This window comes from Methylobacterium sp. E-012 (assembly GCF_057836545.1).
The window spans coordinates 1,755,400-1,776,670 of the sequence record NZ_JBYQEY010000001.1 but is presented as its reverse complement, the minus strand read 5'-3'; the positions used below and the strand labels follow the sequence as shown (position 1 = coordinate 1,776,670).

General features: G+C 70.3%; 23 protein-coding genes. 12 read left to right on the top strand and 11 right to left on the bottom strand.

Annotation, left to right across the window (positions count from 1 at the left end):
* The first annotated feature begins 33 nt into the window (after positions 1–33).
* Positions 34–1,302: a TadE/TadG family type IV pilus assembly protein gene (locus AC3IF1_RS08425; protein WP_489217171.1), complete on the top strand. Its 1,269-nt coding sequence runs from the start codon at positions 34–36 to the stop codon at positions 1,300–1,302.
* A 550-nt stretch (positions 1,303–1,852) separates the two neighbouring features.
* The gene (locus AC3IF1_RS08420) at positions 1,853–2,938 is read left to right on the top strand and encodes a glycosyltransferase family 4 protein (RefSeq protein ID WP_489217169.1); all 1,086 of its coding nucleotides are present in this window, start codon (positions 1,853–1,855) and stop codon (positions 2,936–2,938) included.
* Positions 2,939–3,100: 162 nt separating this feature from the next.
* Here AC3IF1_RS08420 and AC3IF1_RS08415 read toward each other — a convergent pair whose 3' ends face one another.
* Positions 3,101–4,192: a glucosamine inositolphosphorylceramide transferase family protein gene (locus tag AC3IF1_RS08415; RefSeq protein ID WP_489217167.1), complete on the bottom strand. Its 1,092-nt coding sequence runs from the start codon at positions 4,190–4,192 to the stop codon at positions 3,101–3,103.
* On the opposite strand from AC3IF1_RS08415, the gene AC3IF1_RS08410 reads away from it, so the two are divergent.
* From AC3IF1_RS08410 to AC3IF1_RS08390, 5 genes are all read left to right on the top strand, one after another.
* Positions 4,173–5,405: a YbfB/YjiJ family MFS transporter gene (locus tag AC3IF1_RS08410; protein ID WP_489217165.1), complete on the top strand. Its 1,233-nt coding sequence runs from the start codon at positions 4,173–4,175 to the stop codon at positions 5,403–5,405. The two genes, AC3IF1_RS08415 and AC3IF1_RS08410, sit on opposite strands and share 20 nt — an antisense overlap.
* 181 nt (positions 5,406–5,586) lie before the next feature.
* Positions 5,587–7,176, top strand: coding sequence for a phytoene desaturase family protein (locus tag AC3IF1_RS08405; RefSeq protein ID WP_489217163.1), 1,590 nt, complete (start codon positions 5,587–5,589; stop codon positions 7,174–7,176).
* Positions 7,173–7,622 carry a DUF2141 domain-containing protein gene (locus tag AC3IF1_RS08400; RefSeq protein ID WP_489217161.1) on the top strand — a complete coding sequence of 150 codons (450 nt, stop codon included), beginning with the start codon at positions 7,173–7,175 and terminating at the stop codon, positions 7,620–7,622. The genes AC3IF1_RS08405 and AC3IF1_RS08400 overlap by 4 nt, the downstream gene beginning before the upstream one ends.
* Positions 7,623–7,626: 4 nt before the next feature.
* Positions 7,627–8,604 carry an ABC transporter ATP-binding protein gene (locus tag AC3IF1_RS08395; RefSeq protein WP_489217159.1) on the top strand — a complete coding sequence of 326 codons (978 nt, stop codon included), beginning with the start codon at positions 7,627–7,629 and terminating at the stop codon, positions 8,602–8,604.
* Positions 8,601–9,809: an ABC transporter permease gene (locus AC3IF1_RS08390; protein ID WP_489217157.1), complete on the top strand. Its 1,209-nt coding sequence runs from the start codon at positions 8,601–8,603 to the stop codon at positions 9,807–9,809. Before AC3IF1_RS08395 ends, AC3IF1_RS08390 begins: the two co-directional genes overlap by 4 nt.
* Before the next feature lie 15 nt (positions 9,810–9,824).
* Here AC3IF1_RS08390 and AC3IF1_RS08385 read toward each other — a convergent pair whose 3' ends face one another.
* Positions 9,825–10,301, bottom strand: coding sequence for a cache domain-containing protein (locus AC3IF1_RS08385; RefSeq protein ID WP_489217156.1), 477 nt, complete (start codon positions 10,299–10,301; stop codon positions 9,825–9,827).
* A gap of 207 nt (positions 10,302–10,508) precedes the next feature.
* Positions 10,509–10,811, bottom strand: coding sequence for a hypothetical protein (locus tag AC3IF1_RS08380; RefSeq protein WP_489217155.1), 303 nt, complete (start codon positions 10,809–10,811; stop codon positions 10,509–10,511).
* Positions 10,812–11,111: 300 nt separating this feature from the next.
* Between AC3IF1_RS08380 and AC3IF1_RS08375 the strand changes: the two genes are divergently transcribed.
* From AC3IF1_RS08375 to AC3IF1_RS08360, 4 genes are all read left to right on the top strand, one after another.
* Positions 11,112–11,954, top strand: a complete 843-nt coding sequence (locus tag AC3IF1_RS08375) for a type 1 glutamine amidotransferase (protein WP_489217154.1) — start codon at positions 11,112–11,114, stop codon at positions 11,952–11,954.
* Positions 11,955–12,055: 101 nt separating this feature from the next.
* Positions 12,056–13,585 carry a phytoene desaturase family protein gene (locus AC3IF1_RS08370; protein WP_489217153.1) on the top strand — a complete coding sequence of 510 codons (1,530 nt, stop codon included), beginning with the start codon at positions 12,056–12,058 and terminating at the stop codon, positions 13,583–13,585.
* Between the two features lie 134 nt (positions 13,586–13,719).
* Entirely contained in the window at positions 13,720–14,478 is a 759-nt protein-coding gene (locus tag AC3IF1_RS08365) for a lysophospholipid acyltransferase family protein (RefSeq protein ID WP_489220354.1), read from the top strand.
* 67 nt (positions 14,479–14,545) lie between these two features.
* Positions 14,546–15,682, top strand: coding sequence for a glycosyltransferase family 2 protein (locus tag AC3IF1_RS08360; protein ID WP_489217152.1), 1,137 nt, complete (start codon positions 14,546–14,548; stop codon positions 15,680–15,682).
* Between the two features lie 40 nt (positions 15,683–15,722).
* Here AC3IF1_RS08360 and AC3IF1_RS08355 read toward each other — a convergent pair whose 3' ends face one another.
* The gene (locus AC3IF1_RS08355) at positions 15,723–16,328 is read right to left on the bottom strand and encodes a hypothetical protein (protein ID WP_489217151.1); all 606 of its coding nucleotides are present in this window, start codon (positions 16,326–16,328) and stop codon (positions 15,723–15,725) included.
* 174 nt (positions 16,329–16,502) lie between these two features.
* Entirely contained in the window at positions 16,503–16,847 is a 345-nt protein-coding gene (gene cutA, locus AC3IF1_RS08350) for a divalent-cation tolerance protein CutA (RefSeq protein WP_489217150.1), read from the bottom strand.
* Positions 16,848–16,992: 145 nt separating this feature from the next.
* Here cutA and AC3IF1_RS08345 point away from each other — a divergent pair, with 145 nt between their 5' ends.
* The gene (locus AC3IF1_RS08345) at positions 16,993–17,760 is read left to right on the top strand and encodes an NAD kinase (protein WP_243966854.1); all 768 of its coding nucleotides are present in this window, start codon (positions 16,993–16,995) and stop codon (positions 17,758–17,760) included.
* Positions 17,761–17,899: 139 nt separating this feature from the next.
* On the opposite strand, the gene AC3IF1_RS08340 is transcribed toward AC3IF1_RS08345, so the two are convergent.
* The 6 genes from AC3IF1_RS08340 to AC3IF1_RS08315 form a co-directional block, all read right to left on the bottom strand.
* Positions 17,900–18,100, bottom strand: a complete 201-nt coding sequence (locus tag AC3IF1_RS08340; RefSeq protein WP_243966853.1) for a hypothetical protein — start codon at positions 18,098–18,100, stop codon at positions 17,900–17,902.
* Between the two features lie 35 nt (positions 18,101–18,135).
* Positions 18,136–18,504 (bottom strand): DUF6481 family protein, encoded by a 369-nt coding sequence (locus AC3IF1_RS08335; RefSeq protein WP_243966851.1) that lies wholly within the window; start codon positions 18,502–18,504, stop codon positions 18,136–18,138.
* A 107-nt stretch (positions 18,505–18,611) separates the two neighbouring features.
* Entirely contained in the window at positions 18,612–18,821 is a 210-nt protein-coding gene (locus tag AC3IF1_RS08330; protein WP_489217149.1) for a cold-shock protein, read from the bottom strand.
* A 359-nt stretch (positions 18,822–19,180) separates the two neighbouring features.
* On the bottom strand, positions 19,181–20,308 hold the full coding sequence (locus AC3IF1_RS08325; RefSeq protein ID WP_489217148.1) for a beta-ketoacyl-ACP synthase: 1,128 nt from the start codon (positions 20,306–20,308) through the stop codon (positions 19,181–19,183).
* Positions 20,305–20,772, bottom strand: coding sequence for a 3-hydroxyacyl-ACP dehydratase FabZ family protein (locus tag AC3IF1_RS08320; protein WP_243966848.1), 468 nt, complete (start codon positions 20,770–20,772; stop codon positions 20,305–20,307). The genes AC3IF1_RS08325 and AC3IF1_RS08320 overlap by 4 nt, the downstream gene beginning before the upstream one ends.
* 25 nt (positions 20,773–20,797) lie before the next feature.
* Positions 20,798–21,106: an acyl carrier protein gene (locus AC3IF1_RS08315; RefSeq protein ID WP_010683687.1), complete on the bottom strand. Its 309-nt coding sequence runs from the start codon at positions 21,104–21,106 to the stop codon at positions 20,798–20,800.
* Positions 21,107–21,271: the final 165 nt, after the last annotated feature.

Below are 21,271 nucleotides of genomic sequence, written 5' to 3'. Positions count from 1 at the left end.
CCTGGCCGGGTGAACCGGTACGTCAGACATCGGGTGCTGAGCTACGGCCGCGCCCGGTCCGGGCAGGTCGCGATAACCCTCGCCCTGGTGGCGATGCCGATCCTCTTCGCCTCGGCCGCGGCGATCGATTACGGCCGACGCAACGCCGTCAAGGCGCGGCTCGACACGGCCCTCGACGGCGCCGTGCTCGCGGTCATGTCGCAGAAGACCAATTCCATCTCGACGACCAATCTTCAGAACATGGAGACGCAGTTCCGCGCGGAGGCCGCCAAGGTCCCCGGCGTGACCGTCACGTCGTTCACCCCCGGGACGCCGGTCAACGGGGCGTCGACCTTGAGCCTCACGGCGAGCTACACCGCGACCGTGAAAACCAGTCTCGCCTTGATGATGAAGGTCGTGACGATGAATATCGGCGGGACCGCTTCGAGCACCCGCAATTTGTTCCAATATATCAATTTCTATCTTCTACTCGACAATTCCCCATCGATGGGGCTGGCCGCGACCGACACCGATGTCAACAACATGAAGAATGCCACCGGCGGCTGTGCGTTCGCCTGCCATCAGCATACCTTCGATTCCTCGGGCAATGTGACCGGCGACAACCTGAACGACAATTATCACATCGCTCAGAAAAACAACATCAAGCTGCGGATCCAGGTCCTGCGCGATGCTGTGTCGGCGCTGGTCGATCAGGCCAATGCCAGCATGTCGCTGCCGCAGCAGTTCCAGATGGAGATGTGGACCTTCAACGATTCCACGACACAGACGCGCCTTCAGGCGATGACCGCGACCCTGAGCCAGATCAAGACGGCGGCTGCCAATATCGACATTGCCTACGCGTATTATAATCAATCCGACAATCAGTCCGATTTCGAACGCGCCATCACCAAAATGAATACGACGATACCGGCCAGCGGCACCGGCTCGACCGCGGCGTCGCCGATCCGGTTCCTGTTCTTCGTGACCGATGGTGTCGAAGATACCGGGGGCACCGTCACCAATCAGAGCGCGGGCTTTCAGTATCAGAGCAATCGCTTCATCGGACCCTTCAGTCCGTCGACGTGCAAGGCGCTGAAAAACAACAACGTCCGCATCGGCATCATCTACACGCAGTATCTTCCGCTTTATGACAACAGTTTCTACAACTCCTATGTCCGACCCTACGAAAACCAGATCGGGCCGTCGCTGAAATCGTGCGCGTCGGACGGGTTGTATTTCCCCGTCGCGTCCGGCGGCGACATCACGGCCGCCATGCTCCAGCTGTTCTCGACCGCCGTGGCGTCGGTCCGATTGAGCAACTGACGGGGTCTTCGACGCGACGCGCGCCGCGCCCCCGGAAAGCGGCACGGTGTCGGGTCCGAGACCGGCGACGCGGACGGGCGCGACGGTGAGCGCGCGATCCCTCGCGCCCCATCTTCGACGCTCGATGTCCGCACGCGAAAACGTCGGGGCGGCTGGGGCGTTGCGCTGGCCGTCACGGAGATGCGTGGTCCCTTTGCGCCCCCCGGCGACCATGCAAGCCCGGCCGAATCGCGGTTCAGCGCCGCGTCGAGGGAAACAGGCCGCGGCTCGCCTTTTCAGGCGCCACAGCCGGTCAGGCGGTGTTGCCGCGGCGACGTTTCATGCAACCGCCCAAATTTTATCCGGCAAATACCGGGCGGTATGCGCGATTAGAGTCGTGTTACGTAGTTACTGCCATCATAATACCGCTGGAAATTAGGCCATACCGTTTTGCCACTCCCAAGCCCCCGGGCAATGGAAGTTTCAACGGCGCGCATCACAACCAGCTCAAGATGTTAATCGTATTGGCAAAACTTATTAACGGCACGACAAGCTCGATACGGAGCCGTGTATGAAAATCTTGCACGCCGCGAACGAGTTGGTCAATAAAGGCAACGGAATTGTCAATTCGGCCGTCGATCTGGCCTGCATGCAATCGGAGGCCGGACACGACGTGTCGTTCGTCAGCTCCGGAGGCGGGTATTTAGATCTTTTATCTGAATTTAATATTCATCATGAATACGCGAACATGTACATTCGATCCGGTTGGCCATTCTTCAGAGCTCTGCCTCGACTCCGGGAGATCATCAGGTCACGCAAGCCTGATATCGTCCATGCCCATATGATGACCGGCGCCGTGCTGATGCGACTGGGTCGAGATCTGGCCGGCTTCGGAGACTATGGTCTGATCACGACCGTCCACAACGAGTGGCGATTGACATCGAATCTGATGCAGGCCGGTGACCGCGTCATCGTTTTATCGGAGAGCGGGCGGCGCGCTTTTCACAAGCGGGGTTTTCGCTACGACAAGATGCACGTGGTCCGGCACGGCATCCTGCAATCGCCACGTCGCCGGGCGGAGGTCCATGCACGGGAGGTGCGTCCTCCGGGTCGCAGGCCGCCCGTGATCATCACCGTCGCGGGCCTGTACCGCAGGAAAGGCGTCGGTGATCTGATCTCCGCGTTCGGGGACATTGCGAACGAGTTTCCGGACGCCACGCTCGAAATTCTGGGATCGGGACCCGATCGCGACTATTTCGAAGCGCTCAAAGCCCAGACGACCGGTTCGGATCGCATCCACTTCCAAGGCTTCATCGCCAAACCCTACCGAGCCTTGCGGGAGGCTTCGGTCTTCGTGCTCGCATCGCATACAGAAGCCTTTCCCCTCGCCGTCGCAGAGGCGCGAGAGGCCGGATGCGCCGTCATCGCGACCGCCGTGGGCGGCATCCCGGAACTGCTCGATCATGGCCGCGCCGGCATCCTGATCCCGCCGCACAACCCGGCTTTCCTGGCGCAGGAGCTGCGGCGCGTGCTGCGCGATCCGGTGGAACTGGAACGGTGGCGCCGGGCCGCGAGAACCAACCTCGATTGGCTGTCCTGCAAGCGCATGGCCGACGAGACGATCGGCGTCTATCGATCGCTGCTTCAACCCTCGTAGCGCGTCGTCCCTCTCCCGAGACCCGACGGCCAGCCCTCGGGACGACGGTCTGAGGCCCTGGCCGAGCACGTCGGATCGGACCACGGCGCGCACGCATCGCTCGATCGCGCGTCCGGGGCACCATCAGCATCCCCCTCGCCTGGAAGCACCCTGCGCGGCGGTTCAGGTCCCGCCGGCAAACGGCGACCAGCGCAACACATTGGCCGAGCCGTCGATGAATTCGAAGCCGCCGCACTGGCTCAGCGTGTGCAGCCGTCGCCCGGGCCAAGCCTGGCACGGGGCGAGCGTGTTCCGGACATTCTGTTCGTAGCCGGCCGTGTCGAGGCGCGTGATCTCGGCCAACCCGACGGCGGCGCCGTAATGGTGGCTGCAATCCTGGACCGGTCTCCACAAGCGACCGTCGCGGCGAACGACTGGCCCCGCCGACCGCGCGGTGCGGGCGTCGTGCAGCACCGGGTTGCCCGGATGGGGGCGCCACGGGCCGAAGAGGCTCGCCGCGTGGAACAGGCACAGATCCGCCGAGGCGGAACCGGGATTCTCCAAGGTCGCGAGCAGCCAATACAGACCGTCGTGCTGGACGAGGGTCGCGTCGGTCAACGGCATTCCGTCGATGAGCACGGCCTCGCGGGTCCAGCGATCCGGGAACGGGTCCGCGCGATAGAGGACGACCTCACGGTTCTCGCAGCTTTCCGGGATCATCCAGATGGCGCCATCGTGCTCGAACACGTGCGGGTAGGACAGGTGCCAGGGCTCTTCGAGCACTGGGCGCACCGGCCCGACGGGTCCAGCCGGGGTCATCTCGACGGCCGAGATGACGCCTTTCTGCCGGTGATGGTGGAAATCCTCCACGAACAGGATCGTCCGCCCGCCATGCGCGATCGCCATCGGATCGGCGAAGAAGCGGATGCCGGGATCCGGCAGGCGGTTCCAGCGCGTGTCCGCCAGCGATTGCGTGTCCCACAGGTCGGGACCCGAGACATGCCGCCAGCCGACGCGCCAGTGCGGGGACCGGAACAGCTTCGCGTAGACATTCTCTGCAACGAATTGCCGTAGACGACCCATGAAACGCATCGTGATGGCGGATGATCTCGACACGTAAGGCGGAGACAGAATTCGGCCAGCGATTCGCACGTCCAAGGCGCAGGTCGTCGAGATCCACCGGTCGCCCGGTAGCGCGGTGCAGCGCGAGAATTCGTTTTCCAAGGGCGGTCGGCGCGTGTTCAATCGGCGGTCGATGAGCACGACACGTTCCATCCCCGCCGCCCCGCGCCGCACGACCTGGCCGATCGTCGGGAGCGGTCTCGTAGCCCTCGCGGTCGCCATGGGGATCGGCCGCTTCGCCTTCACGCCGCTCATGCCGCTGATGATCCGGGACGGCACCCTGAGCACCGCGTCGGGCGCGGAATGGGCGGCCGCCAACTACGTCGGCTACTTCCTCGGCGCCTTGACCGCCGCGTGGTTCGCCGGCGACCCGCGCCGCGGCCTGCTGCTGAGTCTGGTCGGCGTCGCGCTGACGACCCTCGCGATGTCCGGGGTCGATGCCGGGGCGACCGCGCTGCTCGGCCTCGCGTTGCGGGGGGCCGCCGGCGTGTTCAGCGCCTGGGCGCTGGTCTGCGCGAGCGGCTGGTGCCTCGCCGAACTCGCACGGAAGCGGGCCGGACGATCCGGGGCCTGGATCTACACGGGCGTCGGGCTCGGCATCGCCCTGGCCGGCGTGCTGACATGGCTGGGGGGACGCCAGCCGGCACACCGGCTGTGGCTGGAACTCGGCGCGGTCGCCGGCGCCGGCGCGCTGCTCGTCTGGGCGCTATCCGCGCTGCGGCCCTCCGGGCCCGACACGGAAACGGCCCCGCTTACGGAGCACGCGGCCGCGGCGACCGTGCCGCGCCGCCGGAGCAGGCAGCTGAGCCTCGTCCTCTGTTACGGGACGTTCGGGTTCGGCTATATCGTCCCGGCGACGTTCCTCCCGTCTATGGCGCGGGCGCTGGCGCCCGATCCGCTCGTCTTCGGGCTGACCTGGCCGCTCTTTGGCCTCGCCGCCGCCCTGTCGGTCGCGGCCGTGGCACATTTCGCGCCGCACGGGTCCCGCCAGCGGATCTGGGCCCTGGCACAGGGAATCATGGCGCTGGGCACCGCCCTGCCCCTGTTCGTCCAGAGCCTCCCGGCCATCGCCACCGCGGCGGTGCTCGTGGGCGGCACCTTCATGGTCGCGACCATGGCCGGTTTGCAGCTGGCCCGTGAGGTGCGGCCCGAGGATCCGACGCCGCTGCTGGCGCAGATGACCGCAGCGTTCGCCGCCGGACAGATCGCCGGCCCGCTGCTGGTGCGCGCCCTCGGATCCGGCCGCTGGGCCGGCTGGGGCGCCCTGGAATGGACCGGAGCGGCCGCGACGCTGTCGCTGATCCTGACCGCGCTGTGGCTGTGGCGCACGGTCCAGCCCGGCCCCGACAGACCGCGTCCGGCATGAGGTGGTTTGCCCCGGTTCCGCCCCTCCGATGCGATACCCCCGCGGGGACCGGTCGACGGCCCTTCACGGGTCTCGAAGCCTGTGCTGTTCTGCGCGCGACAAACGGCAGCAATTGCCGCGCGCGACGAGCGGTCTAGCTTGACGGTTGTGGTTCGGGGGATTCTGGCAGGAGTCGGCGGCGTTGCTTCAGTCTGGGAATGGGTTGCGGGCGCTCACCGGACGCCGGGTAGCCGTGGTCGGCGCCGGTCCGGGTGGCTTGGCCACCGCCCTTCTGCTGGCGCGGGCCGGAGTCCACGTGACGCTGTTCGAGAAGGACGCGCAGGTCGGCGGCCGCACCAAGACCGTGGCGGCGCCGGGCGGCTACAAGTTCGATATCGGGCCGACCTTCTTCCTCTACCCCCAGATCCTCGCCGACATCTTCGCGAGTTGCGGTGAGCGGCTCGAGGATCACGTCAAGCTCGAACGGCTCGATCCGCAATACCACCTCGTCTTCGAGGGCGCGGACGGCATCTCGGGCACGATCCGGGCGACCGGCGACATCGCCCGCATGGAGCAGGAAATCGCCCGCCTGGCGCCGGAGGATGCCAAGCACGTCAAGGCGTTCTTCACGGAGAACCGGACCAAGCTCGACTACTTCAAGCCGATCCTCCAGCAATCCTTCCACACCCTGCGCAGCATGGCGAGCCCGGCGATGCTAGCGGCCCTGCCCTACCTGCATCCCGGGCGCAGCGTCGACAAGGATCTCAAGCGCCACTTCGCCGACCCGCGGGTGCGCCTCGCCTTCTCGTTCCAGACCAAGTACCTCGGCATGTCGCCGTTCCGGTGCCCGAGCCTGTTCACGATCCTGTCGTTCCTCGAATACGAGCACGGGGTCTACCACCCGGTCGGCGGCTGCGGCGCCGTCTCGGATGCGATGGCGGGCTTGGCCGGGCGCATGGGCGTCGATGTCCGGCTCAACAGCACCGTCGAGCGGGTGACCTTCGACGGCAAGCGCGCCAGCGGCGTCGTGGCAGATGGCGAGACCTTCAACGCCGACGCGGTGCTGATCAACGGCGACTTCGCCAAGGTGGTGCGGGCCCTGGTCCCGGAGCGGCACCGCCCCCGCTGGCGCGACGCGAAGATCCACAAGGCCCGGCTCTCCTGCTCGACCTTCATGCTGTATCTCGGCCTTGAGGGGTCCATGCCCGACAGCCTCGGGCACCACACGATCCTCCTCGCCGACGGCTACGAGAAGAATATCCGCGAGATCACCGAGGGCACGCTGCCGATGCAGCCGTCCCTCTACGTGCAGCACGCGGGCTACACCGACGGCGGCATGGCCCCCCCGGGCCACACCGCCCTCTACGTGCTCGTACCGGTGCCGAACCTGAAGGCCGGGATCGACTGGCCGTCGATCCGTCAGACCTATCGGAGCCTGATCCTGGAGCGGCTGAAGCTCCTCGGCCTCGGCGATATCGAGTCGCGGATCCGCTACGAGCGAATCATCGACCCGACCCAGTGGGAGGAGGATTTCGCCGTCCACGAGGGCGCCACCTTCAACCTCGCCCACGACCTGATGCAGATGCTGTATTTCCGGCCCCACAACCGCTTCGGGCCGGGACTCTACCTCGTGGGCGGCGGCACCCATCCGGGCTCCGGCCTGCCGGTGATCTACGAGGGCGCCCGGATCACGGCCCGGCTGCTGATCGAGGAACTGGCCGGCGCCCGCGCCGCGGCCACCGCGGGCATCCCCGAGACCGCACCGCTCGCCACCTCCGGCGAGGCTTCGTGACCAGGCCGGCGGGCCGGCGGAACGGTCTCGCCGGGTTCGTCCTCGCGGTCTGCCTCAGCGCTACCCTGCCGGCGGCGGCCGCGAGCGTGCAGGTCGAGATCGATGGGATCGAACCCGGCGGCGGCACGGTGCGCATCGCCCTCTGCCAGGGGAGCCTGTCGGAGGCCGCCTGCGCCCGGGGCGACGAGGCGCCGGCCTCCGGCGACCGCATCCTGTTCACCTTCCGCGGTGTGCCGGCGGGGACCTACGCGGTGGCGGCCTTTCAGGACGCGAACGGCAATGGCCGCCTTGACCGCACCGGGCTGGGCCTGCCCCTCGAACCCTACGGTTTCTCGGGCCCCGCCGGGCGGCGGGCGCGGCCGGATTTCGCCGAGGCCGCGTTCGTGCTGCGGGAGCCGGGCGCAGCCCTGCGGGTGCGCCTCGCCCGCGCCCTGCCCCGGCGCTGAGGCGATGGCCGATCCCCTGGTCCGAATCGCGGGCGTCGATCTCGACCTCCGCGGACGGCGGGTCCTGGAGCGTGTCGACCTCGATCTCGAACCGGGCGAGACCCTGGCACTGCTCGGGCCGAACGGAGCGGGCAAATCGTCTCTGATGCGCCTCGTGGCCGGCCGCCTGCGCCCGAACGCGGGATCCGTGCGCGTCACCGGGGCCGATCCGTACCGGGAGGGCGGTGCCCGGCGGGCCATCGGCTGGGTGCCGCAGGAGATCGCCCTCTACCCGAAGCTGACCGTGGCTGAGAATCTGGGCGTGTTCGGCCAACTCGCGGGCGTCCCCCGGCGCGACCGGCGGGCAGCGGTGGAGGCCGCTTTGGCGATGGCCGAGATCGGCGGGGTGGCGCGCCGCCCGGTCGGGACCCTGTCGGGGGGCTACCGGCGCCGGGTCAATATCGCGGCTAGCCTGATGAACCGGCCGCGCCTCGTCCTCCTCGACGAGCCGACGAGCGGGGTCGACCTCGCCGCCCGGGCGGCGATCCACGCCGTCCTCGACCGGCTCAAGGCGGCCGGCACCGCGATCCTGATCGCCACGCACGACTTCGCCGAGGCGGAGCGCCTCGCCGCGCGGGTCGCGTTCCTGGCGCAGGGGCGGATCGTGCGCGCCGGCCGCCTCACCGATCTGCTGGCGCAGCTGCGCACGGGCGTCCCCGAGCGGGAACTGAGCCTCACAGTCCCGGCCGACGAACCCGCCGAGGCGGCCCTGCGCCGGGCCGGCTTCGCGGTGGCGGAGCCGGGTGGCCTGACCTGGCGCTCGGTGGAGCGGTCCGGCCTCGACGGCGCGGCCCTGCTCGGTAGCCTGCGCGCCCAGGGCGTGCCGGTGGCCGAGGTCCGGGTGCGCGCCCCCCGATTGGAAGCCCTCTACCTCGACGCACTCCGGCCCCGCGCGGTGACCGACGCCGAAATCCCCGCCCTGCGGGACGGGACGGCCGGATGATCGGCGCCGCCTTCCGCGTGATGGCCCTGAGCCTGCTGCGCGACCGCGCCGCCCTGGTAATGGCGTTCGTCCTGCCGACCGTGATCTTCTCGATCTTCGCGGCGATCTTCTCCGGGGCGACCGGCGAGCGGATCCGCATCCATCTCGGACTCGCCGACCTCGTCCAGACCGCCGCGACACGCCGCCTCACCGACGCGCTCGCTGCCGATCCGTCCCTGCGGGTCACGCGCCTGCCCGAGACCGACCTCGCGGGCGTCGTCCGGGCTGTGCGCTCGGGCGAGGTCGACGTGGCGCTCGCCCTGCGCGGCGATCTGATCGCGACACCCTCCGAGGGCGCCCCGGGCGCCGCCGACCGCCCGGTGGTGCTGGTGGAGAATCCCGCCAAGGCCCTGGCGACGCCGATCGCCCTGGGCCAGTTCCAGCGCGTTCTGAACGAGTCACTGCCCGACGTGGTCCTCTCGCGGATCGTCGCCGACGTGGAGCGCACCGGCAAGATCGGCCCGGACGAACGGCGCTTCCTCGACGAGGCCTTCGCCGAGCAGCGGGCGAAGAAGGAACCGTTCAGCTTCGCCGACATGGTCGAAAGGCGCAGTACCGCGGCCAGCACCACCAACGCCCGGATCAGCTACTATGCGGGCGCGATCACCGCGGTGTTCCTGCTGTTCGCCGCGATGCAGGGGGCGATGACGCTGGTCGAGGAGCGCGAGACCGGGCTCAGCGAGCGGCTCATGGCCGGGCCGGGTGGGCTGCCGGTGGTGGTGCTCGGCAAGTTCGGCTTCCTGACGCTCCAGGGCGTCGTGCAGGCGGGCCTGATCTTCCTGGCCGCCGCGCTGCTCTACGGGGTCGAGATCGGGCCGCACTGGCCGGCCTTCCTGGCCACGTGCCTGCTGGTCTCCGCGATGGCGGCGGGGCTGGCGCTCGCCGCCTGCGCGCTGGCGGCCTCGCGCCAGCAGGCGCACCTCGCCTCGACCTTCGGGGTGCTGCTGCTGTCGGCGGTAGGCGGCTCGATGGTGCCGCGCTTCCTGATGCCGCCCTGGCTCCAGCAGGCCGGCTGGCTCACCCCCAACGCCTGGGCGATCACCGCCTATCAGGACGCGCTCGGCGAGGGCTTCACCGCCGCCGCCCCGGCGCTGGCGGTCCTGGCCGCGCTGGCCCTCGCCGGCCTCGGCTTCGCCCTCGCGCTCGCGGCCCGACGGACGGTCTGAGCGGGCGAGGCAGCGCTATTCGACATAGACGCCGGCTCCGATGAGCGCCTCGGAACCCGCCACGTGCGTCTGGCAGACGTAGCTCCATTTCACGGTGGGGACGGCCTGACCCGGCTTCGGGAACATGTAGTCGATCCAGCCGGACCCGAACCGGCTGACGGTATCGATGAAGTCCCGGTGGAACTGCTTCCCGTTGGCGTCGCGCTCGCCGAGCAGATCCCGCCCCTCGCGGTCGGGCTCGGCGGCATTGAACAGGACGATCCCGCGCATGTCGACGACGAACAGGTAGACGTCGCCATACCGCCAGGGGCTGCCCTTGCTCCTGAAGTCCGCAAAGGCGCCGGTGCCGCGCTCCTCCAGGAAGTCGGACGCCCGGTTGACGAGGGTCTCGATCTCCGGAGCCTGATGGACGACCGGTCGCAGCCGCTTTCCGAAGGCCGGACACGCCGCGCCGATCAGGAGCAGCACGGGCCATATCAACAGGGCTCTCATCACGGCGTCGCCTCCCTGAACCACCCTTCCAGGCCGCACGAACTGCCGGGGACCGCCGACGGCTGTCGCGGGGTTCCGCCCCCCGCTCTCGGCGGCGCATGTTCGTGGCCGTCAGGCCCCCCGACAGGGCGGCGAAGCCGGGGAGGCCACCATCCGACATGTCCGCCCGGCGCAGGACGGATGAGCGTGCGCAGCGGCCGGAGCGGATCAGGCCTGCGTTTCCAGGGCGCGGCTTCCGCTCGAGAGGTGCCGCCGCATGACGGACAGCCAGGTCCGTCTGGGCGGGACGGGCTGGCTGACGGCGTTGGGCAGCGCCTCGAAGGCCAAGCGGTTTCGGTGCGTTTCGATGATCCTGTGGAGGTGCCGGATCGCCACGAGGCCTTGCGTCGCCATCAAACGATGCCCGTCGCAGGCCTCGCTCTGGCCGAGGCGATTCGCGGCATCCTCGGCGCGTGCGATGAGTGCGCGGGCCTCTGAGCAGTAGAGTTCAACCTGAGCGAGATCGTGCATCCCAACCCCCCGTCGATCCTGTAACCGCATTCGCGATCGCTGGATACAATCATAACCAGCCATGGCGCATCCTCTGTTTGGATGTCGCCGCATATATCCGCCGATCACAGCGGCAAACTGGCCGATCCGATCATCGGATACTGTATTCTGCCATCCTGAATACCGGGAGCCGAGGCACCCGCCCGGCATCGCTTCGAAACAGCCGGGGCGCGACGATCCGCGCCCGCCCTGCGACCAGCCGCGCGCGGACACGGTCGCCGCGATCGGGCACGGTCCGGGCCCGCTCGACGAAGGAACCCCATGCTGCGCCTGCTCATCGCCGACGGCAACGATCGCGCGGCCCGCGACCGGCACGTCGCCGCTACGGGCCGGACCTCGGCCGAATCCTACGCGGCGGTCGTGCGGGATCTGGCACCCGGGACCACCTGCCGCCTCGTCAGCCCGGCCGATGCCGACGCCGCCCTGCCGGCGGGCCTCGCGGATTTCGACGGGCTGATCTTCACCGGATCGACCCTCAAGGTCGCGGAGGACACGCCCGCGGTGCACCGGCAGCTCGATCTGATGCGGACGGCCCTGGAGGCGGGGCTCGCGGTCTTCGGCTCGTGCTGGGGCGTGCAGGTCGCCGCCACGGTGACCGGCGGAACGGCCGCCGAGAACCCGCGCGGGCCCGAATACGGGTTCGCCCGGGCGATCACGCCGACGGAGGAGGGCCGAACCCATCCGCTGCTGGCCGGCCGCCCGGCCACCTGGGACGCCCCGGCGATCCACTCGGATGCCGTGCTGGAGCCGCCCCCGAACGCCCGCGTGCTCGCCGGCAATCGTGTTCTCGGCATCCAGGCCCTCGAGATCCGGCACGGCGCCGGCTGGTTCTGGGGGACGCAATACCATCCGGAACTCGCTCTCGACGAGCTGGCCGCGATGCTGCGCCTCTGCGACACGGCCCTGGTGGAGGCCGGTTTCGCGGAGGATCCGCGGGCCGTGGCCGTCTATGCCGACGAGATCGCCGGCCTGCAGGGGACAGACCCGGAGGCGGCCCGTCGCCTGGCCTGGCGGCACGGGATCGGCCCGGAGGTCCTCGATGCGGATCTGCGCCGCCGGGAAATCGGCAACTTCCTGGCGCAGTTGTCGACGACGGCCCGCTGAAGATTCGTCACCGCGACGGGGTGGCGCGTTGACCCGCCCGGTCCCAGGTCTAGCTTCGCTCCTGCGGGCCGGTTCCACGGCCCGGGGAGCGACTCGTCAGGATGAGCCAGGATTCTACGGTCGCCGTCATCGGCAGCGGGCTCGGCGGACTCGCAGCCGCGTGCGTCGCGGCGGCGCGGGGCCACCGCGTGACGGTCTACGACAAGAACGGCTGGCTCGGCGGCAAGGCGGCGGTGCTGCACGAGGGCGGCTTCCGCTTCGATATGGGACCGACCATCCTGACCGTGCCGCGCGTCCTGGAGCGGATCTTCGCGGAGGCCGGCCGCTCGGTCCACGATTACATGGACCTGCGCCGCCTCGACCCGCAGTGGCGCTGCTTCTTCGACGACGGCACCCATATCGACCTGATGCAGGACATCGAGCGGATGGCCGGCGACATGGATCGCTTCGCCCCCGGCACCGGCGACGGCTACAAGAAATTCCTCACCATCTCGGAGCACCTTCACGGGGTTTCAGAAAAATTCTTCTTCTGGAAGCCCGTGGAGGACCTGTTCGATACGATCAACATCCGCGCCAACATGAATCCCGGCACGCTGCGCGACGTGCTGTCCCTGCGCATGCACGCCTCCGTCGCCTCGACGATCCGCGGCAAGGTCAAGGACGCGCGGCTCGCGCAGATGCTCGACCACTTCGTGCAATATGTCGGCTCCTCGCCCTACGGCGCCCCGGCGGTGCTCTGCGCCATCGCGCACATGCAGACCGCCGACGGGGTCTGGTACCCGATGGGCGGCACCCGCGCGGTGGCGGAGGGGCTGGCGAAGCTCGCCCAGGAACTCGGTGCCACCTGCAAGACCGACACCGAGGTGACCGGGATCGAGACCGCGAACGGCGCGGTCCGGGGGGTGCGGACCGCCGCGGGCGTGACGCCCTTCGACGCGGTGATCTCCAACATGGATTCGGTGCGCACCTACCGGGAACTCGTCGGCGGCGCGGCCGGCAAGGCCTACGCGAAGAAGAACCCCGAGCCGGCCTGCTCGGGCGTGGTGCTCTATCTCGGGCTGAACAGGCGCTACGAGCACCTGAACCACCACGATTTCGTCTTCTCCCGGGACCCCGAGGAGGAGTTCGACTACATCTACAACAAGGGCGAGCCGGCCCCGGACCCGACCGCCTACCTGGCGGCCCCCTCCTCCACCGACCCGAGCGTGGCACCCGAGGGCGGGGAAGCCCTCTACGTCCTGGTGCACACGCCCTATCTCCGGCCGCACCACGACTGGCGCCCGGACGGGCCGCTGTTCCAGAACTACCGGCGGACCATCCTCGACAAGCTCAAGCGCACCGCCGGCATGCCGGACCTGGAGGAGCGCATCGTGGTCGAGCGCCACCTGACGCCGCAGGACATCCACGAGCGCTATCGCGTCCTGAACGGCGCGATCTACGGGCTCGCCTCGCACGGCCGGGTGATGGGCGCGTTCAAGCCCGGCAACCGCTCGCGGCAGGTGCGCGGGCTCTATCTCGCCGGCGGCGCCGCCCATCCCGGGCCCGGCATGCCCATGGTGATGATGTCCGGCTGGATCGCCGCCGACGCGCACGATCAGGACGCCCGCGGCGCCCTGCGCGAGACGGCGTGACAGCGGCGGCCGCGCCTCCCCCCGCCCCCGATCCCGGTTCGGGCTTGCCCGGGCAGGCCCCGGACCGGCCGGGGGGCGGGAGACGGACGCGCGTCGCCGCCCTGCCCCCGGTCTCGCGCCGGATCCGCGACTTCATGGTGGCGTGGTTCGAGCGCTACCTGCATCGCCACCTCGACGCCCTGCGCCTGCCGCTCTGGAGCACGCCGCCGGCACGCGACCATCGCGGCCCGCTGGTGATCTACAGCAACCATCCCGCCTGGTGGGACGCGGCCGTGATCCTCGTCCTGGCCGGCCGCTTGTACCCGGAGCGGCTGAGCCGGGCGCCCTTCGACGCCGCGACGCTGGCGCGCTACCGCATCTTCGCGCGGATCGGCGCCTTCGCGGTCGACCTCGACAGCCCGCGAGGCGCGGCGCAGTTCCTCGATGCCGCCCGGGCGATCCTGGCGGCGCCGGACGGCATGCTCTGGATCACCGCGCAGGGCCGCTTCGCCGACGCCCGCGCAAGGCCGCTGGGCCTGCGACCGGGCGTGGCGCGCCTGGCCGAGATCGCCCCCGATGCCCTGTTCGTGCCGCTCGCCCTGGAATACGCTTTCTGGGACGAGCGCGGCGCCGGGGCCTTCGCGGCGTTCGGCTGCGGCATACCCGGAGCGGAACTTGCCGCCCTCCCCCGGCCGGCGCGGCTCGCCCGCCTGGAGGGCGATCTGACTGCGACCCTGCATCGGCTCGGCGCCGATGTGATCAGCCGCGAACCCGAGCGCTTCCGCGCCCTGGTCTCGGGCCGCAAGGGCGTCGGCGGCGTCTACGACCTCTGGCGGCATCTGGCGGCCCGGCTCTCCGGGCGCCGCTTCGACCCGGCCCACCGCCCCGCGGACGGGCGGGATCGCGTCGTATGACCGCTTCCGCCCGGCCCGCCCGGCATGTTCTGGGGACCGGCGACGTCCCATCCGGGTGCGGTGAACCATGACCGACTGGATTCTCACCGCCCTCGCCCTGCTCGGTCTGGTCCTGGCCCTCCTGCCGGCCGTCGTGGCGGCGGTGAACCTCGCCGTCCTGCGCCGGCCGGAGCCGGAGGCGGATCCCAGCCTGGTCTCGATAATGATCCCGGCCCGCAATGAGGCCGGCAACATCGCCGCCACCGTCCGGGCGGCGCTCGCCAGCACGATGGTGCCGGTGGAGGTGATCGTCGGCGACGACCATTCCACGGACGCGACCCCCGAGATCGTGCGCGCCATCGCCGATCCGCGCCTGCGCCTCGCCGCCGTACCGCCGCTGCCCGAGGGCTGGACCGGCAAGAACCACGCCTGCAGCCACATGGCCGGTCTCGCGCAAGGGCGCCACCTGCTGTTCATCGACGCCGACGTGTGCCTCGCCCCCGAAGCCGCCGCCTCCCTGGCGGCGCGGGCCCGCCGCACCGGCGCGGCGCTGGTGAGCGGCGTTCCGCGGCAGCGCGTCGATACGCTGGGCGAGAAGCTCACCGTGCCGATGATCGACTTCCTGCTGCTGGGCTACCTGCCGGTACCGCTGATGCGCCGCCTGCCCGACCCGTCCCTCGGGGCGGCCTGCGGCCAGCTCATCCTGTTCGAGACGGCGGCCTACGCGGCCACAGGGGGCCACGGCGCCATCCGCGCCGCGCTGCACGATGGCGTCCGCTTGCCGCGCCTGTTCCGCGCGGCGGGCTACCGGACGGATCTGGTTGCGGCAGCCTCCCTGGCGACCTGCCGGATGTATCAGACCTTCGCACAGGCCTGGGCGGGCTTCTCCAAGAACGCCCACGAGGGCATGGCCACGCCCCGGGCCCTGCCGGTCTGGACCCTGCTGCTCGGAGGCGGACAGCTGCTGCCGCCGCTCCTCGTGGCGGCCGGCCTGCTCGGCCTCGCACCGCCCGCCGCCCTGGCCCTCGCGTCGGCCGCTTTCGCCCTGTCGCTGGCAACCCGGGGCGCGATCACCCTGGCGGTTCGGGCACCCCTGGCGACGATCCCGCTCCACCCGGCCGCGGTCGTGGTGGCGCTGGCGATCCAGTGGAACGTGCTGCTGCGCCGGGAGCGCGCCGGCGCCGCGACCTGGAAGGGCCGGAGCTATCCGGTGAGCGGCGTCTGAGAAGCCCCTGCATCCCACTGGCTCCGATCCGCGCGGCCGGTCATTTCGGGGCCGGTTCGCAGGGACCGGTGCCGGAGGCCTGCCCCGGCAGCGGCTTCTTCAACGACACGATGAGCTGCACGGTCGGCGCGGCGCCGACCTGCCGGGTGAGGTGCCCGGCCCGGCCATCCGGCCCCTGAGGGGTCGACCCCGCATCGGCGTTGAACTGGACCTCCCCCGGTCCCTGCTCCAGCACGGTGCCGTCCGTCGCCTCCACCGACCAGCGTCCCGAGAGGGTGATCACCCATTGCGGGCCGGGCGCGCTGTGCCACGGGCCGACATAGCCGACCGGCAGCACCGCGTAGGCGATCGCCGCCACGTCGCCCGGCGGCGTGCCGACGTATTGCGGCGGCGCGGGCGGGGCGTAGCTCTTGAAGGTGAAGTTCGTCAGATCGCAATATTGGACATGGCTGCGTCCTGCGGCGTCAGCGTAGAGGACGCCATACCGGAGGGCGGGCGGATCGGCGGTGGCGAGACCCGCCGGACCGGACGGCGCCGGCACGATGGTCATCGGCGGCGGGCCGTCGGCCGCCCGGACACCCGCGCAGCCTGGAGCGACCGCCATGAGGAGCGCAGCGACGCGACGTCCGGTCTTCGATGATGCCATGGTGTCATCTTCCCCATCGTGCCGGCCACGGTACGTTCCGCCCGCACCGGCGAACGCGGTCGCAGCCGACCCGCCCAAGTCGAGCGGACGGACCGGGGGAGAACGCGGCAGGCGCGGGTTCGAAGCATCCGGATCGCCCCGGCCCCGCGGGCGCTCCCCGGCGGGGGCCGCCGGTCAGGCCGAAGGCCCCGGCGCCCCGACGAGCCCGGTCTCGGCCAGGATCCAGGCCGCGGTCTCGGCGTCGGCGCCGGCGACCGGCAGGTGCAGGATGATCGGCGTCTCGTAGGGATGGCGCGCCTTGAGGGCGGCCGACAGGGGCTCGGCCAGACCCTCGCGGCTCTTGAGGATCGTCGCCACCTCCTCGCCGCGCTCCACGGCGCCCTTCCAACGGTAGACCGAGCGCATGCCCGGCAGAACGTTGATGCAGGCGATCAGGCCTTCGCGGACGAGGGCCTCGCCGATGTCGAGGGCCGAGGCGGCATCGGGGAAGGTGGTGTAGACGAGGAGCGGACGCTCCATGCTATGCCTCCGGGTCGCGCATGCGTCCGGTGAGAGAGGGACATGCGGGGCACCGACGTCAACCGGGCGGTTCGCTCGTCAGCACTGGAGCCGTGACGTGACCTCCGACGCGACCTCGACGCCCCCGCCCGGCCTCGCCTGACCGATGCCACATTTCAAGAAGATCGCCTTCGTGGCGAGCCCGACCGGCTATGCCCGCGACGCCGCGGCCGCCCTGATGCGCCGCTACGACCACGTCTCGCCCGAGGAGGCGGATGTGGTGGTGGCGCTCGGCGGCGACGGTCTGATGCTCCAGGTCCTGCACCGGTTCATGGACAACCCGAAGCCGATCTACGGGATGAACCGCGGCACGGTCGGCTTCCTGATGAATGAGTTCCGGGACGACGACCTCCTGGAGCACCTGGACAGCGCGCAGCGCAGCGTCATTCATCCGCTGGTGATGGACGTGCTCGACACCGAGGGCCGCTCGCACCGGGCGCGGGCGATCAACGAGGTCTATCTGCTGCGCCAGACCCATCAGACGGCCAAGCTGAAGATCGCCGTGGACGGTCATGTCCGGCTCGATCTGCTGATCGCAGACGGCGTGCTGGTCGCCACGGCGGCGGGATCCACCGCCTACAACCTGTCGGTGGGGGGGCCGATCCTGCCCCTGGACGCCAAGCTGCTGGCGCTGACCCCGATCTCGGCCTTCCGGCCCCGGCGCTGGCGCGGCGCGCTGCTGCCGGACTATGCCCGGATCCGGATCGACGTGCTCGACGCGCCCCACCGTCCGGTGGCGGCGGTGGCCGATCACACCGAGTTCCGCCGGGTCTGCACGGTGGAGACCTCCCTCGACCGCGCGACCGAGTTGGTGCTCCTGCACGATCCCGGGCACAGCCTCGACGAGCGCATCCTGCGGGAGCAGTTCGGCTGACCGGCTGCCGCCCGCTGGGGTTCCATCACGCCGGAGCAATGTTCGGCCCGTTCCGGAGACCTGTCGGAGCGGGGAGCATCGCCGTGGCGACTCACCCCTCGCGGCCTCCCGTGGTGGGCCGGTCCAGGAACGGCATAGATCAGAGGTGGGGCGCGGCCACCAGGTCGCTCTCGCGGATCGCCCGCTCGCCGGACTGGGTGCGGATCCGGTAGCTGGGCTCGCCGGTCTGATCCGCCGGCATCAGCCGGAGGACTTCGAACACCTCGCCCTCGCCCTTGTCGCCGGGCAGGCCGAGCCGGGGACGGCGGACGCGTTCGCCGATCTTGAATTTGTGGGACATGCCGGCCTCCTGGGACGCGATATCGAAGCGGCGGTTCAGCGCCGCTTCTGGGCCTTGGCCTTGCGGGCGAGGTAACGCGCGTCGCGCTGCGCCTTCTGCTCGGCCTGAAGGGCCTTGGCGCGCTCCTGGGCGGCCAGCTGCTCGGCCTGCTTGCGCTCGATCTCGGCAAGGCGATCGGCCTCGGCCTGGGCGGCGCTGCGCTCGATCTCGGCCTGGCGCTGGGCGGCGCGCTCGGCCATGCGGGCCTCGCGGGCATCGACCACGGCGCGGCGGGCCGACTGACGGGCCAGGACGGCCGGATCGTCGGCCGTCGGACGTGCCCGGAACCGGGCCAGCATCTCGGACCGCGCCTTGGCGGCCGTCTCCAGGCGATCAACGACGCCCTGTTTGTTCGGAAAGCTCACAGACACTCCTGGGTCGGGCGCGGCGAAGGCCACGCCCCGAAAGGGATGGTCGATACGAAGAAGCCGCTCTTGGGGAGCGGCTTCGGAGAGAGACGTCCGGTCGGAGATCAGGCCGTCTGGAGCTGGCCGGCGGACTGCTTGCCGCTGCGGCGGTCGGTCTCCAGCTCGTAGGTGACCTTCTGGCCCTCGTTCAGAGCCCGCAGGCCGGCGCGCTCGACGGATGAGATGTGGACGAACACGTCCTTGCCGCCGTCATCCGGCTGGATGAAGCCGTAGCCCTTGGTCTCGTTGAACCACTTCACGGTTCCGGTGCTCATGGCAGTCCTTGATCTTCGCAGGCATAGTGAGTGATGGCTCCTACCCGTTTGGGTCGGCGCCGGTATCGACCGATAGCGATAGGAAAGTCAGAACCGCCCTGCGAAGGCGTAACGGTCCAAGATATCCGGACACGTGCCGATGGCGTTGAGATAGCGCCGTCTCGGTTTTTTGGCAAGCGCAGAGGCATGTTTCCGCGGGTGTTCGGGTCTGCGCGGGGGCGCTTTCTGGCCCGATGAATCCCGGTGCTGGGGCTGGAACGGGTCGCCCGCCCGGGGCCGAAGCGGATTCGGCCCCGCATCGGCATCCAAATGCGATGTTCGGCGGGTGTCATTCGGCACGCCCTGCAGACCGGGACCGGTCAGGCCGGAACGACGCGGAGGACGCCCTCGCCGCGGCGATGCCCGACCGTCGTCACGACGACCTCGCGGGCGCGGCCGGCGGCGACCAGGGCGGCCGCCAGGGCCGCCCCGAAGGGGGCCGCCACTTCGAGCCCGTGCCCGATCACGTCGCCGAGGGCGCACAGGTGCGCCCCGGGGGCGAGCCGCGCCAGGGTGTCCCGCTCCTCCGCGGTGATCGGCACCACCCCGGTCGCGCCGGACAGGACCCGGTCCGGAGCCACGAGTCCCGCCTGCCCCCACAGGGCTTCGAGGCTGCCGGCGACGCTGCCCGGAGCGCGCCGGGTGCGGTCGCTCGCCACCGGGTCGAGCCGGGCGAGCGGCCGGGCGCCGCGGGCGGCGGCGTGGGACTCCGATTCGAGCATCAGGAAAGCCGCGCAGCTGCCGAGGATGAACCCGCCCCGCCCCGCGCGTTCGAAGACCGGCCGGAACGCGTCCCGGGCGAGGTAGCCGCCCATCTCGTGGATCACCAGCACGTCGGGCCGCTCGGCGCTGTACGAACCGCCGACCAGGATCGCGTCGATCTGGCCGGAGGCCACCCGCGCCTGGGCGATCCGCAGGGCGTCGACCCCGGCGGATTCCTCGCCCATGAAGGTGCGCGACGCCCCCGTGACCCCGTGCACGATGGCGATGTTGCCGGCCAGCAGGTTGGAGAGCTGGGCGAGGAACAGGGTCGGGCGCAGGTCGTTCTGCAGCCGCTCGTTCAGGTAGGCGCCCGGATCGGCGGCATCCCGCAGCCCCGTCAGGATCGCCCCGTCGACCGCGTAGTCGCGCTCGCCGCCGCCCGCCGCCACCACGAGGTGGAGCGCCTGCTTGAAGGCGGCGTCGTCCTTCACGCCGGCCGCGTCGAGGGCGAGGCCCGCCGCGTAGACGCCGAGGCGCTGCCACGCCTCCATCTGGCGCTGGTCGCTGCGCTTGGGGATCTGTCCGTCCCAGACGATCGCCGGCGCGGGATGGACCGGGTAGGGCGCGAAGGTCTCGGCGTCGGTGCGGGGCGCGACCCCCGCGTCGAGGGCGACGAGGTGGGCCTCGACGCCCTCGCCCGCGCAGGAGACCAGGCCGAGGCCGGTGACGACGACGGGGCGGCTCACGGCTGCACCGGGTCCGGGAACAGGCCGATCGCCCGGGCGCGGGCGCGCATCGGCGCGTCGAGCCCATCCGGGAACGGCATGGTCCGGAAGCGCAGCTCCGCGTCGCACAGCGCCTTCCCGGCGTGGCTGATCGCGGCCTTGGTCACCGCATAGCCTGAGCCGTCATGCTCCAGATGCGCCGTCACCACGAGATCCGCCCCCGGCCCGACGAAGGACCGGAACCGGGCCTTGTCGACCCCGGTGAGGAACGGCATCCGGGCGAAGTCCAGATGGGCGAGCACGAGATAGCCCGAGGCCTGCGCCATCGTCTCGGTGAGGAGCACCCCGGGCACCAGGGGATGGCCGGGGAAGTGCCCCTCGAAGACCGGGCTCTCCAGGGGCACCCGGGCGAGCGCCTCGATGCGGCCGGCGGCCCGGTCGAGGAGCCGCACGGAATCGATCATCTCGAAATATTCGAGGCGCATGGCGGGGCGGACCGGGCTGCCGGCCTCAGACCTTGGCGGCCTTCTCGGCCACCAGGCCGTCGATGCGCGCGCACAGGTTCTTGAGGACGAAATACTCTTCTGCCGGGACCTTGCCCTCGTTGACCTCCTGGGTCCAGCGCTCCAGGGGCAGCTTGATCCCGAACGCCTTGTCGACCGCGAAGGCGATGTCGAGGAAGGCGAGGCTGTCGATGCCGAGGTCGTCGATGGCGTGACTCTCGGGGGTGATCTTGTCCCGGGGGATGTCGGCGGTCTCGGCTATAATGTCGGCCACGCGCTCGAAGGTGGCGCTGCCGTGGGCGGGCTCGTCGGACATGTCTTCTCGCGGGCTGGTCGGATTCCGGATCGGTCGGGCGGGGCGCCCCCTGGCGCCGGGCAGCCCGGCGCGCGCACCCCGCGCGGTCATCCTACGCGTCTGCGGGCCCCGATACACGGCCCCACTGAATGGCGGCGACCTCTACACGAGGGTATCAGGGGCGGC

Coding starts and splice junctions, on each gene's coding strand:
- AC3IF1_RS08420 (WP_489217169.1), top strand. CDS start 1,853: ATGAAAATCTTGCACGCCGCGAACGAGTTGGTCAATAAAGGCAACGGA.
- AC3IF1_RS08410 (WP_489217165.1), top strand. CDS start 4,173: ATGAGCACGACACGTTCCATCCCCGCCGCCCCGCGCCGCACGACCTGG.
- AC3IF1_RS08415 (WP_489217167.1), bottom strand. CDS start 4,192: ATGGAACGTGTCGTGCTCATCGACCGCCGATTGAACACGCGCCGACCG.
- AC3IF1_RS08395 (WP_489217159.1), top strand. CDS start 7,627: ATGGCCGATCCCCTGGTCCGAATCGCGGGCGTCGATCTCGACCTCCGC.
- AC3IF1_RS08390 (WP_489217157.1), top strand. CDS start 8,601: ATGATCGGCGCCGCCTTCCGCGTGATGGCCCTGAGCCTGCTGCGCGAC.
- AC3IF1_RS08385 (WP_489217156.1), bottom strand. CDS start 10,301: ATGAGAGCCCTGTTGATATGGCCCGTGCTGCTCCTGATCGGCGCGGCG.
- AC3IF1_RS08380 (WP_489217155.1), bottom strand. CDS start 10,811: ATGCACGATCTCGCTCAGGTTGAACTCTACTGCTCAGAGGCCCGCGCA.
- AC3IF1_RS08375 (WP_489217154.1), top strand. CDS start 11,112: ATGCTGCGCCTGCTCATCGCCGACGGCAACGATCGCGCGGCCCGCGAC.
- AC3IF1_RS08370 (WP_489217153.1), top strand. CDS start 12,056: ATGAGCCAGGATTCTACGGTCGCCGTCATCGGCAGCGGGCTCGGCGGA.
- AC3IF1_RS08365 (WP_489220354.1), top strand. CDS start 13,720: ATGGTGGCGTGGTTCGAGCGCTACCTGCATCGCCACCTCGACGCCCTG.
- AC3IF1_RS08360 (WP_489217152.1), top strand. CDS start 14,546: ATGACCGACTGGATTCTCACCGCCCTCGCCCTGCTCGGTCTGGTCCTG.
- AC3IF1_RS08355 (WP_489217151.1), bottom strand. CDS start 16,328: ATGGCATCATCGAAGACCGGACGTCGCGTCGCTGCGCTCCTCATGGCG.
- cutA (WP_489217150.1), bottom strand. CDS start 16,847: ATGGAGCGTCCGCTCCTCGTCTACACCACCTTCCCCGATGCCGCCTCG.
- AC3IF1_RS08345 (WP_243966854.1), top strand. CDS start 16,993: ATGCCACATTTCAAGAAGATCGCCTTCGTGGCGAGCCCGACCGGCTAT.
- AC3IF1_RS08340 (WP_243966853.1), bottom strand. CDS start 18,100: ATGTCCCACAAATTCAAGATCGGCGAACGCGTCCGCCGTCCCCGGCTC.
- AC3IF1_RS08330 (WP_489217149.1), bottom strand. CDS start 18,821: ATGAGCACCGGAACCGTGAAGTGGTTCAACGAGACCAAGGGCTACGGC.
- AC3IF1_RS08320 (WP_243966848.1), bottom strand. CDS start 20,772: ATGCGCCTCGAATATTTCGAGATGATCGATTCCGTGCGGCTCCTCGAC.
- AC3IF1_RS08315 (WP_010683687.1), bottom strand. CDS start 21,106: ATGTCCGACGAGCCCGCCCACGGCAGCGCCACCTTCGAGCGCGTGGCC.